15 protein-coding genes are annotated in these 11,906 nt (G+C 63.8%); 7 read left to right on the forward strand and 8 right to left on the reverse strand.

The features are described 5' to 3' along the window. Window positions 1–4 precede the first annotated feature (4 nt). Window positions 5–925, forward strand: coding sequence for a LysR family transcriptional regulator (locus C8C92_RS16585; RefSeq protein WP_116744627.1), 921 nt, complete (start codon window positions 5–7; stop codon window positions 923–925). 45 nt (window positions 926–970) lie between these two features. Beyond that, window positions 971–1,426 (forward strand): GNAT family N-acetyltransferase, encoded by a 456-nt coding sequence (locus C8C92_RS16590; protein WP_116744628.1) that lies wholly within the window; start codon window positions 971–973, stop codon window positions 1,424–1,426. A 5-nt stretch (window positions 1,427–1,431) separates the two neighbouring features. Here C8C92_RS16590 and C8C92_RS16595 read toward each other — a convergent pair whose 3' ends face one another. Continuing rightward, window positions 1,432–1,824: a helix-turn-helix domain-containing protein gene (locus C8C92_RS16595; protein WP_116745995.1), complete on the reverse strand. Its 393-nt coding sequence runs from the start codon at window positions 1,822–1,824 to the stop codon at window positions 1,432–1,434. A 162-nt stretch (window positions 1,825–1,986) separates the two neighbouring features. Between C8C92_RS16595 and C8C92_RS16600 the strand changes: the two genes are divergently transcribed. From C8C92_RS16600 to C8C92_RS16615, 4 genes are all read left to right on the forward strand, one after another. Beyond that, window positions 1,987–2,559, forward strand: coding sequence for an NAD(P)H-dependent oxidoreductase (locus C8C92_RS16600; protein WP_116744629.1), 573 nt, complete (start codon window positions 1,987–1,989; stop codon window positions 2,557–2,559). Between the two features lie 121 nt (window positions 2,560–2,680). Then, window positions 2,681–2,968 carry a putative quinol monooxygenase gene (locus C8C92_RS16605; RefSeq protein WP_099763549.1) on the forward strand — a complete coding sequence of 96 codons (288 nt, stop codon included), beginning with the start codon at window positions 2,681–2,683 and terminating at the stop codon, window positions 2,966–2,968. A 77-nt stretch (window positions 2,969–3,045) separates the two neighbouring features. Continuing rightward, window positions 3,046–3,612 (forward strand): hypothetical protein, encoded by a 567-nt coding sequence (locus C8C92_RS16610; protein WP_116745996.1) that lies wholly within the window; start codon window positions 3,046–3,048, stop codon window positions 3,610–3,612. Next, on the forward strand, window positions 3,609–4,343 hold the full coding sequence (locus C8C92_RS16615; RefSeq protein WP_116744630.1) for a hypothetical protein: 735 nt from the start codon (window positions 3,609–3,611) through the stop codon (window positions 4,341–4,343). Before C8C92_RS16610 ends, C8C92_RS16615 begins: the two co-directional genes overlap by 4 nt. Window positions 4,344–4,370: 27 nt before the next feature. Here the strand turns inward: C8C92_RS16615 and C8C92_RS16620 are convergent, their stop codons facing one another. Both C8C92_RS16620 and C8C92_RS16625 read right to left on the reverse strand, forming a co-directional pair. Further along, window positions 4,371–5,912, reverse strand: coding sequence for a cryptochrome/photolyase family protein (locus C8C92_RS16620; RefSeq protein ID WP_116744631.1), 1,542 nt, complete (start codon window positions 5,910–5,912; stop codon window positions 4,371–4,373). Between the two features lie 28 nt (window positions 5,913–5,940). Then, the gene (locus tag C8C92_RS16625; protein WP_116744632.1) at window positions 5,941–8,400 is read right to left on the reverse strand and encodes a PBP1A family penicillin-binding protein; all 2,460 of its coding nucleotides are present in this window, start codon (window positions 8,398–8,400) and stop codon (window positions 5,941–5,943) included. A 177-nt stretch (window positions 8,401–8,577) separates the two neighbouring features. Between C8C92_RS16625 and C8C92_RS27950 the strand changes: the two genes are divergently transcribed. Continuing rightward, window positions 8,578–8,703, forward strand: a complete 126-nt coding sequence (locus C8C92_RS27950; RefSeq protein ID WP_279340928.1) for a hypothetical protein — start codon at window positions 8,578–8,580, stop codon at window positions 8,701–8,703. On the opposite strand, the gene C8C92_RS16630 is transcribed toward C8C92_RS27950, so the two are convergent. From C8C92_RS16630 to alkB, 5 genes are all read right to left on the reverse strand, one after another. Continuing rightward, window positions 8,700–9,095 (reverse strand): hypothetical protein, encoded by a 396-nt coding sequence (locus C8C92_RS16630; RefSeq protein ID WP_116744633.1) that lies wholly within the window; start codon window positions 9,093–9,095, stop codon window positions 8,700–8,702. The two genes, C8C92_RS27950 and C8C92_RS16630, sit on opposite strands and share 4 nt — an antisense overlap. Further along, complete coding sequence (gene blaOXA, locus C8C92_RS16635; RefSeq protein WP_116744634.1) at window positions 9,092–9,910, reverse strand: class D beta-lactamase; 819 nt, start codon at window positions 9,908–9,910, stop codon at window positions 9,092–9,094. The genes C8C92_RS16630 and blaOXA overlap by 4 nt, the downstream gene beginning before the upstream one ends. Before the next feature lie 86 nt (window positions 9,911–9,996). Beyond that, complete coding sequence (locus C8C92_RS27505; RefSeq protein ID WP_165829465.1) at window positions 9,997–10,155, reverse strand: hypothetical protein; 159 nt, start codon at window positions 10,153–10,155, stop codon at window positions 9,997–9,999. A 45-nt stretch (window positions 10,156–10,200) separates the two neighbouring features. Beyond that, window positions 10,201–11,118, reverse strand: a complete 918-nt coding sequence (folE2, locus tag C8C92_RS16640; protein ID WP_116744635.1) for a GTP cyclohydrolase FolE2 — start codon at window positions 11,116–11,118, stop codon at window positions 10,201–10,203. Window positions 11,119–11,205: 87 nt separating this feature from the next. Continuing rightward, entirely contained in the window at window positions 11,206–11,868 is a 663-nt protein-coding gene (gene alkB, locus C8C92_RS16645) for a DNA oxidative demethylase AlkB (RefSeq protein WP_116744636.1), read from the reverse strand. Window positions 11,869–11,906: the final 38 nt, after the last annotated feature.

The raw sequence follows: 11,906 nt of genomic DNA on the forward strand, positions 1-11,906 counted from the left end.
TCTTATGTCGCGCTTCGATATCGAACTGCTGTTCATCTTTGACGAGATCTATAAAAGCCGCAATGTGACGCGCGCGGCGGAAAACCTGGGTTTACCGCAATCGACGGTCAGCATCGGCCTGGGGAAGTTACGCACGCATTTCGGCGACCGCCTGTTCGCGCGCACCTCGAAAGGCATGGAGCCGACGCCGCGCGCGCAAAACGCGGTGCAGGACGTGCGCGCCGCGATTGCCGCCTGGCAGCATGCGCTGGCCGACCAGCCCGTGTTCGACCCGGCCGCCAGCACGCGTGAATTTGCCATCTGCATGACGGACATCAGTGAAATCGTGCTGCTGCCCACGCTGCTCAACCACCTCCAGCAGATCGGCCCCCGCATCACGCTGGACGTGTCGAAGATCGCCACCGACACGCCGGCGCGCCTGGAAGGCGGCGAAGTGGACTTGGCCGTGGGCTTCATGCCGCACCTGGAATCGGGGTTTTATCAGCAGAAACTGTTCGACCAGCATTTTGTCTGCCTGGTGGCCAGCAGCCACCCGCGCATCGGCGACACGATTACTGTGGAAGAGTTCCTGGCGGAGGGGCATATCGAGGTGAAAAGCTCGGGCACGGGCCACTCCATCGTGGAAAAGGTGCTGGCGGCGGCCGGCGTGCAGCGGCGCATCGTGCTGAAACTGCCCAGCTTCCTCGGTGTTTCGCGCATCGTCGCCGAAACCGAGTACATCGTCACGGTACCGTACCGCTACGCGCTGCAAATGCGCGACCACGAAGCGTTCCGCATCCTGCCCCTGCCCGTGGCGCTGCCCAGCTTCTCCGTCAAGCAGCACTGGCACGAGCGCTACCATGAAGATGCGTCGAACCGCTGGCTGCGCCAGACCATGGCGCAACTGTTCGGGGCGGGTGATGGAACGGCATTGCCTTTTGAGTAAGTTTTCCCCATACTGCCAGGCCCAGCCTTTTCATTGCCTTCAATTATGTCCATCAGCCTGCGTCCCGTCACCGTCGACAATTTTGACATCATCAGCGAATTGCCCCTGCTGCCCCAGCAGCGCGACTACCTGGCCAGCAACGACTATTCCATGGCGCAAGCGAGTTTCCATCCCGCCACCATGCATACGCGCGCCGTGTATGACGACGAGGAAGTGATCGGTTTCCTGATGTTCGTCTCGCCCGACGACGAAGATCCGCCCGGCTACTACCAGATCTGGCGCTTCATGATCGATCACCGGCGCCAGGGGCAAGGCCATGGCCGCGCCGCCCTCGCCCTGGCGCTGGCGGAAATCCGCGCCCGCCCGGACGCGCGCAGCATCGAAATTTGCTACAAGCCCAGCAATGCCAACGCGAAACAGTTCTATGCCAGCATGGGTTTCGTGGAAAAAGGTTTGGACGCCGATGGCAATGACATGCTGGCCGTGATTAATCTAGCTTAACTGAGCTAGCCTGGCGCTGCGTTCGCATCGGCCCTGGCATCAAACGCCAGCCGCGCCGCATCGATGGCGTCGCGGTGGCCGTAGGCCCAGGCGCCCAGCGCGCTGATGGGAATCAGCAACGAGCGGCCCAGGTCCGTCAGCGCGTAGTCGACGCGCGGCGGCACGGTGGGAAACACCGTGCGCGTGACGAGGCCATCGCGTTCCAGACCGCGCAAGGTCAGGGTCAGCATGCGCTGCGAGATGCCGCCGATCAGGCGGCGCATTTCGTTGAAACGCTTGGTGCCATTGCCCAGCAACATCACCACCATCACGCTCCATTTGTCGCCCACGCGCGTGAGAATATCCGTGATCGGCCGGCACGAGTCCGCCACGCCCGCGTGGCCGCCATGGTCGCGCATGCGCCGTTCCAGCTCGGCCCCGCGCGCGGCCACCTCGCCAATAGTCACATCCGTGTGCCCCAGTGTGGAAAAAGTGCCTTCTTGTGCGTTCATTTGATAGTCACTATATTTAACTCGGTTACAAAAATATACCACCCGATCATACCACCCAAGAAGGCTCACATGAACATCCTGCATATCGATTCCAGCATCCTCGGCGAGCATTCCATCAGCCGCCAGTTGTCCGCCGCCATCGTCGCCCGCCTGCAAGCGGCCGCGCCCGGCGCCACCGTCCAGTACCGCGACCTGGCCGCCCAGCCCTTGCCGCAATTTACAGCCGCCCCCAGCGCCACCGAGGGCGAAGCACTGTCCGCCGCGCTGGAGCAAGTACTGGCTGCCGACGTCATCGTCGTCGGCGCGCCCATGTACAACTTCGCCATCCCCAGCCAGCTCAAATCGTGGCTCGACGCGCTGGCCGTGCCCGGCAAGACGTTTCAGTACGGCGCCAATGGCCCCGAAGGTTTGCTGGGCAGCAAACGCGTGATCATCGCCTCGACGCGTGGCGGCTATTACGGCGCCGACACGCCGATGGCCGCCCTGGAACACCAGGAAAGCCATCTGCGCGCCTTCCTCGGCTTCCTCGGCATCACGCAGATCGAGATCGTGCGCGCCGAAGGCGTCAAGGTCAGCGACGCCGCCAGGGCGCAGGCACTAGCGGGCGCCTTCGAGCAGATCGGCGCGCTGCAGGCGGCATAGGTTCAGCTTGATTATCTGGCTGCGGCGGAAACTGTTTCGGCGCAGCCAGGCTGGGCATGGCGGGCAAGAATGGGCAAACTACGCTAAGCTGCACCCGCCCCACCACTCTACAAGGACCACCATGACCCTGATCGTCGTCGCCACCATCGATGCCCAAACTGACCATATCGACGCCGTGCGCGCCGCCCTGGAAGCCGTCGTAACGCCCAGCCGCGCGGAAAGTGCCTGCCTGCGCTACGAATTACACCTCGACAACAAGATCCCCACGCGCTTCATCATGCTGGAAGAATGGACCGACCAGGACGCGCTGACGGCGCATTACGCGACGCCCCACTTCAAGGCGCTGGTGGCCGCCGTGGGCGACAAGACCGTCAAGATCGACGTGGCCGAGTTGAGCAAGCTGAAGTAACCGCACGGCAGCGTTCAATCGCGCGTTCCCCAAAGAAAGTTGCCACTTATAATATGGCAACTTTTTTTATGGCTATCATGACACCATTCTCCCGCATACACGGCGCCCTTGCAGCCGCCGCCTTCACCGTTTGCACCGGCGCCGCCGCGCAAGCGCCCATGCCCAAGCTCGTGGGCGAGTACAATCTGCTCTCGTCGACGACCGTGCCGCCCAGCAACTGGGGCTATTCCAAGGCCCGCGTGTCGATCAAGCAGCTCGATGACCATCACCTGCTGATCCTGCTCGCCTGCGAGTGGAAGCGCGAACCGAAAGCCGTCTGTGGCGACTATTTCTATGCCCAGTGGCGCGACGATGGCCTGTATCTGCAGGATATGAACACGTTTGCCATGCGCCTGTACTTCGATCCCGCCACACGCAAGCTCACCATCATTTCGCGCGGCGCCGACGCCAGGCAGAGCGTACGCCACGAAGTGTTCGGCACGACGACCGCGCCGCTGGCCGATACCGCCCTCGTGCGGCGCATGAAGCGCGAGCAATCGAATGCCGACAGCAAGGAAAACCGGCGCGTGTTCGGGCCCTACACCAAGTGGGACTACCGGGAAAACCGCATCGAATTCCAGCGTCAAGACTTGACGGCACCATGATGGCGCGCCTGATCCATCCCATGCGGCGCCAGCTGCTGCGCCTCGCCGGCGCCCTGCTGTGCTCTCCCGTGCTCGCACGCGCGTCCGATGACGGCCTGCCTCGCGCCGTGCGCCAGCGCATCCTGGCCACCCTCGACGCTCCGCTGCCCAAGGTGCTCAATGTGCACCATCTGGCGCTGATACGGCGCTTCAACATCGGCTGGTCGCCCGTGGAAAGCGGCGCGCCCATGCTCAATCCGGCCTACCCGCTGGGCAAAGGCGACACCCTGGCGCTGGCCATGCAAGCCATCGCCAGCAAGGATGCGGCACTGGCCGCCCAGCGCCTGATGGAAGCGTCGCTGCTGCTGCCCCACTTCGTGCAGATGGCCGACCTGAAACCGGGCAGCTATGCCAATGGCAAGGCGCCGTTTACCTTGACTGCCCGGCATCTGACCCTGCTGCGGCAACAATCGTGGATGACGCTGGAAATGCTGGGCATGGGTGCGGAAGACTACTTGGCCGAAGGCTACTGGCCCCCCCCCTCCGTCGACGGCAAGCGCCCGTATGGCGACTTCACGAATTACCCGGTGGAAATGGCACAGGCGCTGGGTCTGCCCGTGCGCCAGCAAGCGGACGGCAGCCTGGCCATCACGCCCGCGCTGAGAACGGATCTGAAAGCGCTGCACCAGCAAACGCTGCCGGCGCTGCAAGTATTCGTGCGGGAAGCGGGCTTGCGGCGCAATACCGTCTAAGGGTATCCCGGACCAGATTGCCCTGTGTTACAGGGAATCGAGCCGGGCCAGCATCGTGGCAGCCTGCTGCCGGAAGGCGGTGATCGCGGCCTCATCCATTTTCTCCAGCTGGCGATACGCCATGCCGATGCGGGGATTGCGTTCCAAAGTCTCTGCATTGCGATGGAAAAAATCCCAGTACAGGGCATTGAAGGGACAGGCGCGCTCGCCGACGCGCGCCTTTTTGTCGTAATGGCAGCCTTTGCAATAATCGCCCATGCGGTCGATATACGCCGCGCTGGAGACGTACGGCTTGGTGGCCAGCAGCCCGCCATCGGCGAACTGGCTCATGCCGACGGTATTGGGCAACTCCACCCATTCGAAAGCATCGATATAAATGCCCAGGTACCAACCATGCACCTTGGCCGGATCGAGGCCGGCCAACAGCGCGAAATTGCCGATCACCATCAGGCGCTGGATGTGATGCGCGTGCGCCTGTTCCAGCGACTGGGTGATCGCCTGCGACAGGCAATGCATCTTCGTCTTGCCATCCCAGAACCATGAAGGCAGCGGGCGCGTGTGGCCAAAAAAATTCTTCTCCGCATAGCCGGGCATATGCGCCCAGTAAACGCCGCGCACATACTCGCGCCATCCGAGTATCTGGCGGATGAATCCCTCCACCGCAGCCAGGGGCGCATGGCCGGCGTGATAAGCCGCCTGCGCCCTCGCGACGACTTCGCGCGGGTTGAGCATCTTGACGTTCAGCGCGAACGACAGCAACGAATGAAACAAGCGCCATGCCTTGCTGCTCATCGCATCCTGGAAATCGCCAAAATGCGGCAAGGCCCGCTCGATGAAGGCATCGAGCTGCTGCAGTGCCTCATCGCGGTTCAGCGCCCACGCCAGCCGGTCGGCGTGGGGAGCGCCGAAGCTTTTCACGCCTGCGGCGACGATGCTTTGCCATAACGGGGAATGGTCATGCACGGTGCGCGCATCCTGCGGCTCGGCGGGCGTGCCGCGCCAGGGCTTGCGGTTATCGTGATCGAAGTTCCATTGGCCGCCGACGGGTTTTTTCGCGTCTTCCATCAGCACCTTGTGCGTGCTGCGCATCTGGCGATAGAAAAACTCCATCAGCCATTGCTTGCGTCCCGCGAAAATATCGGCAGCCTCATGGCGGGCCGTATAGAAATGCTCGCTGTCGACCATCAGCCAGGGGATGGTCGAGCGTCTTCCCGCCTGGTACAGCTGCTGGTCGAGGCGCCATTCGTCGGGCGCCTGGTATTCGAAGGCGCAAGCGTCATAGTGACGAATCAGCGCTTCGATATTCTCCGGTATCGTCCGCGTGCTTGCCACCTCGTCGATGGCGATGTAATGCACGCTGTGGCCAAGCTGGCGCAACTGGCGCGCCAGATCCCGCATGGCTGCGAAGATCGCCAGGATTTTCTGCGCATGATGCAGCACATAATCGGTTTCCTGCCTTACCTCCATCAGGACATAGATGGTGGCGGCATCGACTTCAGTGAACCAGCGATGCTGCGCATTGAGCTGGTCGCCGAGTATCAGGCGCAGTGTGGGCTTGGGTGACATCATTGTCCTGTATCAATTACCATCGCGTCGGCTAAGCTTGCGGCACGGGCTGCGGCGCCGGCTGCGGCATAGGAGCGGGTGCCGCAGCGGGCTCCGGCACCGCCTTGCCATGCGTGTCCTGCTCGCCTTCGGCCGGCACGGCCAGCGGCGCTGGCGGCACGCCTTCCTGCAGCAAGTCTCCCGGCTCTTCCACCGGTTCGTCCTGCGGCTCATCGACCGGTTCCACATGGCGCAGCGGTGGCGGTGGCTTGCCGCCGGGGAAGATGGCGTCGCGCGACAGCTTGCCCGTGTCGAGCGCCGTCTTGAAGAAGTCGCCCACCACCAGCACGGCGTTGTGGCCGCCCTGGCCCCAGTAATTGCTGCGCATGGTGACGCGCGCGTCATTGAAACCCACCCAGGCGCCGCCCACCAGTTCCGGGTGCATCAAAATGAACCAGCCATCCGCATTGTTTTGCGTGGTGCCGCTCTTGCCGGCCACGTCGGAGCGGATGCCGAAGCGGCTGCGGATGGCCGTGCCCGTGCCGCGGTCGATCACGCCGCGCATCATGTCGGTCAGGGTGGCGGCCGATGCCTCTTGCATGGCGCGCTGGGGCTTGTCTTCACCGAAGCGGGCGATGACCTTGCCTTCGCGGTCCGTGATGTGCGTGACGACGAACGGCAGGCGCGCTTCGCCCTGGGCCGCGATGCTGGCGTAGGCGTTGACCATTTCCAATAAGGTGACGGGACTGGTGCCCAGCGCCAGGGACGGCACTTTTTCCAGCTTGCTGTCGCGGATACCGAGCGCGCGCGCCAGCTTGATGATCGGCGGCAAGCCGACGTCCTGCATCACTTGCGCCGTGATGGTGTTTTTCGAGTAAACAAGGCCGTCGCGCATGGTCATGTCGCGCCCCGTGGTGCCGCTCATGTCGGTCGGGCGCCATTTGGTGCCGTCGGCCGCCTTGATATCCATCACTTCATCGCGGTAGACGTGGTCGGGGCTCAGGCCCTTTTCCAGCGCCGCGCCATACACGATGGGTTTGAAGGTGGAGCCGGGCTGGCGCGCCGCCTGCGACACGTGGTCGAATTGCTCGCGCGCAAAATCGCGGCTGCCCACCCAGGCGCGCACGGCGCCCGTTGCCGGATCCATGGCCGCAAAGCCCGCTTCCAGGCGCGTCTTCGACTTGCGCAGCGCCGCCATGAAGGCGCGGTCGCCCTTCAGCTGCGCCAGCGCGTCATCCGGCGTGCTGCCGGCGGCCGTCAGCTTGCGGTAGTCGCCCGACTCGCGCACGAAGGAATCGAGCAGGGCCGGATGCGATTTCCAGAAATAATCGAATGGCACGCTGCCAGCCTGCATGCCCGCGTACATGCCCGTCGAGGTGGACGACGGCACGCCCGCGCGGCTCCATTCCACGTCGGCGATGACCTGCAAAGCATTCGCCTGGCGTTCGACGGCGCGCTCGGCCGCCTGCTGCAAATCGTGGTCGAGCGTGGTGTGCACCACCAGGCCGTCGCGCTCCAGGTTGTAATCGTTTTCGTCGGCCCACTCGATCAGCCACTTGCGCACATAGGCCGTGAAATGGCTGTCCGATTGCGCCCGCTCGCTCTGGCGCTCGAAATGCAGGCGCAGCGGACGCTTGATCAACTGTTTGTAGCGCGCCTCGTCGATGACGTCGTGCTTGCGCATCTGCCCCAGCACCACATTGCGCCGCTGCAGGGAGCGCTCGGGATTGCCGACCGGATTATAGTAATTCGTGCCCTTGAGCATGCCGACCAGGGTGGCGCTTTCCAGTATGTCGAGGCGCGACGCTGGCTTGTCGAAATAGGTGCGGGCCGCCATTTCGATGCCGTAAGTGTTGTACAGGAAAGGCACCGTGTTCAAATACGCTTCCAGGATTTCCGTCTTGCTGTAGGTGGCCTCGATTTTGAGGGCCGTGATCAGTTCCTTCAGCTTGCGGTTCAGGTTGCGCGAGCGGCCTATCTCCTCGGGGAACATATTGCGCGCCAGCTGCTGCGTGATGGTGGAACCGCCCTGGGGATTGCCCCCGGCCGTGTGCAAGATGGCGCCCGCCGTGCGCGTGAAATCGATGCCGTGGTGTTCGTAGAAACGGTGGTCTTCCGTCGAGATCAAGGCGCTGATCACGTTCGGCGAAATCTGTTTTAACGTGACCCGTTCCTGCAAGCCCTGGTCGAAACGCACCAGTTCCTTGCCGTCGGTGCTGACCATGGTGCTCGGTGCGGCCGCGCGCGCCTGGCGCAAATCGTGGATGCTGGGCGTCAAGGGTATCAGCAGCAGCAGGTACAGCGTCAACAAGGCCAGCAAAGCCAGGAACGACCACAGCCCCAGCACCAGCGCGCGCCGCACGGGCGGCAAGGTCATCAAGTGCGCATGGCCGCGCCGGTACAGCGCCACTGCTTTTACCCACGCCACGCCCGCCACACGAACGACCTGCGCGCGCACCTGTCTCCACGCCTGCCGTGCTTTTTCCTGAAACTGCTCCATGCCTGATGCCATGCTTGTAACCTTGTCTGATGCCGGATGATCCGTTTCAGCAAGTATATAGGGCGGGCAATGTGGCTGGATGGAAATAAGTAAGCGGAAGTACGGAAGATGAGCGGATTATTGCCAATACGTAAAACAATCAGTTAATATCGGCTGACACTCCCGCCACACTCACTGATGGACGCCTCCATGCCCGCCCTGTCTGCACGCCAGCAACTGCAAGCCACCTTCCTTGCCGCCTGCGGCTTTGCCGTGTTTTGTTTTGGTATCCGGCTGGGTTATCAACTGGTCCATCGGCTTTTGTTGGGGGCCTAAGCGAGACAGGCATCGAGCCGCGCCACGGTGATGCCCACGTACTCGCCCACGCAGCGTGCATCTCGCGTATAAAAAGCGCCTTCCACTTGCAGCAGACCGCAATCGCAGACGACGGGGTCAACCTGGGTCACGACGCCGAGCGCCAGGTAGCGCCAGCCGTCAAGCCGGCGCAGCCCCTGCTCCCGGCCCGGATTGGCGCGGAAGATGGCGTCCCAGTCGTCACGCTCGCTGGCCATGGTCGACAGTTCGAGCTGAACTTGCGTGCCGGCGGCCAGTTGCGCGCCACCGAACTCGTCCATCACGTGCAGGCGCTGTCCGTCCACCTCGATGACGGCTTCCAGGTACGCCCCCTCGGAGGCGATGAAGGTGGCGGCGACGATGCTGGCCGTCACTTCTGCGCCTGCTCCAGCAGCGCCGGCAATTCCTTCAGCATGGCCTCGCGCGTGCGCAGGCCCGCCGATGGCAATCCCTTCTGCTCGTCCTGCACCAGGCGCGCAAACACGATGCTGCGCTCGCCCTTGCTGGCCCAGCCCACGAACCAGCCATAGCCATGCGCTTCGTCAAAGCTGCCGTCGGCCTTGCGCGGGAAGGCCGCGCCCGTCTTGCCGTGCACTTGCCAGCCATCCACGTCCGCCAGGCGCGTCAAGCGCTGCGTTGCCTGCATCGCCTGTTTCGTCACGGGCAACTGGTAATTGACCAGTTTGCGCAAGAAACCGATCTGCTCCAGCGGAGAGATCTTCAGCGAAGAGCTGATCCACGAGCGCTCCAGGCTATTGTCCTTGCCCTTGTCGCCCGACACATCCGCATTGCCATAGCGCAAAGCCTTGGCGTACTTCTGGAAGCGCTCGGCTCCCAGCGCCTGCGTGATCTGCTGCGAATACCAGACGACGGAATACTGCATCCAGCGCGACGGGTCCGTATCCTGGCGCCACGCTTCACCGCCCCAGTCCACATAGCCCTGGCGGTATGGCAGGGTCGGCTGGTGCTCATCCTTGAGGAAACCGGCGTCGTAGCCCATCAGGCTGAGGGCGATCTTGAAGGTCGAAGCGGGCGTGACTCTGTCGATGCAATTACCCTCTTGCAACAAGACGGCGCCCGTTCTGGCGTCGGCCATGGCGGTGCAGATGGTGGCGGCCTGGGCTTGCGAGGCGGCCAGCGTGGCGCCTGCCAGGCCGAGGATGAACGGGAAGAATGCGCGGTATTTCATGGGCCTCCGGGGCTGGGGAGAAGGACAAAGCGAAATTGTACCGGGCAGCACGGCGCGATGCCAGCGCTGATAACATTGCCTTGGCGTTAATGACCGCCCGGCTGGCGCTCCCGCTTCAGCCGTTCTTCTTCCAGCTCGTCCATGCCCAGCTTTTCCTCGTCGATCAGCGCATGCTCGCGCCGTTCACGCTCCAGTTCCTGTTCCAGACTGTCATCATTGACTTCCCGCTCGATTTTCTCCGGCATGCTGTCTTCCTTCACGGGGTTGAGTGAAAAAGTTGAGTGAAAAACTCAGGCAAGCTGGCCCGCCTGCGCCACGGCGTCGTGCGGATGCAGGCTTTCCATATGCCGAACGGTAACACGCGCCTGCGCATAATGTTGCGCCAGCGCCGCCTGCACGCGGCGGGCCGCGTCCTCCACATACATCAGGTTAGCACCATTCAAGCGCGCGAACGCCTGCTCGTCGGCCCGTTTCACGGCCGTTTGCAGCGGCGTGGCCAGCGCCGCCTCGACCAGGTCGATCAGGGGAAACAGGTCCAGCTCCGCCTGCTCCGTCAATGCCACGCTGACCGTCGCCGTGCTGCGCTGGCTGTGCGGCGTGGCCAGGCTAGCGTGTTCCTGCAGCCAGTCGCGCGCGGCGATGCCATCGATGCCACCCTCGCCGAACCGCGCCGCAAACGCGTCGGCAAGCAATTGACGCGCCAGCGCCGCCGAACACGGACAGGTCGACGAGTAGCCGATCTCCACCGTCTGGGTCAGGGCAAAGCCCTGCGCAGTAACACTCGCCTGCAGGCGCACGGGATACGATTTCCAGCCTGCCAGTCCCGCCGTCAACAGCGCCGGCTGGCGCCGCAGCACGGGAAACGCCAGCGTCAGGCGCGCCTGCGTACTGCCGCAATCGGCGTGACTGTCCACCATGCGCCGCAATACGGCGGCCAGCGCGCCCGCATCGAGCGGCTGCGCGGCGGCAAACGCATCGAGCAGCCGATACAGCCGCGACATGTGGATGCCCTTCACGTGCGGATCGGGCAAGTCCACCTGCACATCGGCCCAGGCATGCACTTGCTGCGCCTGCCCGCCCTCTTCCAGCCACACGGGCAAGGCGATGCCCTGCATGCCGACCCATTCCAATGGCAAGGGGTGGCCCAAGTGGGGGCCGGCCGCCACATCGGGCAGGGGCGTGGACAGGGAATCGCGCTTCATGGTCATGGCTCCATATGCAAACAAGTTGCATATCATGGAGAAAATCGGCCGAATTTGCAAGTGTCTTGCATTAACGAAGGGAATACAGACAGATCAGCTGGCCTTGCGAAACGTCAGATTGATGCGCTGCGCGCCCAACAACGCGTGTTCGCCCTCCTTCAGGGGCGCCACGCCGTGGAAGCGCAGACGGTCGGCGCCGCCCCACACCACCACGTCGCCATGCAGCAAGGCGATGCGCGCCGCCTTGTCTGCCCGCTCGGCGCCGCCGAACAGGAAGCTGGCAGGCAGCCCCAGCGAGACGGAGACGATGGGCGCGGTGAAATCGCATTCGTCGCGGTCCTGGTGCAGGGCCATGCGCGCGCCGGGCGCATAGCGGTTGACCAGGCAGGCGTCGGGCATGAAGCCCGGATAGCCGGCCGCCAGCGCCGCCTGCTGCGCCAGGCGCAGGAACACGGGCGGCATCGGCGGCCAGGGGCGGCCGCTGGCCGGATCGAGCCGCGCATAGCGGTAGCCGCGTCCATCCGTGACCCAGCCCAGGGGGCCGCAATTGCTCATGGCAACCGACATGCGCAAGCCGCCCGGCGTGGCCATGTGGCGCAGGGGCGCGGCCAGCACGATGGCGTCCAGGGCCGGCAGCAGCTCGTCCAGGTAAGGCAGCGCGAAAGCGCGCAGCAGCATAGACGCGCACGAGCCCGGCACCAGCGGCACGGGGCCGGCCGGGACTTGTTCTTCATCGGCGAACAGGGACAGGTTCATGCCGCCTATTTTAGCCGCGCCATGGAAAAAGCGCGCGC

Origin of the sequence: Janthinobacterium sp. 78, assembly GCF_003096775.1 — a bacterium.
Classification (GTDB): domain Bacteria; phylum Pseudomonadota; class Gammaproteobacteria; order Burkholderiales; family Burkholderiaceae_D; genus Janthinobacterium; species Janthinobacterium tructae.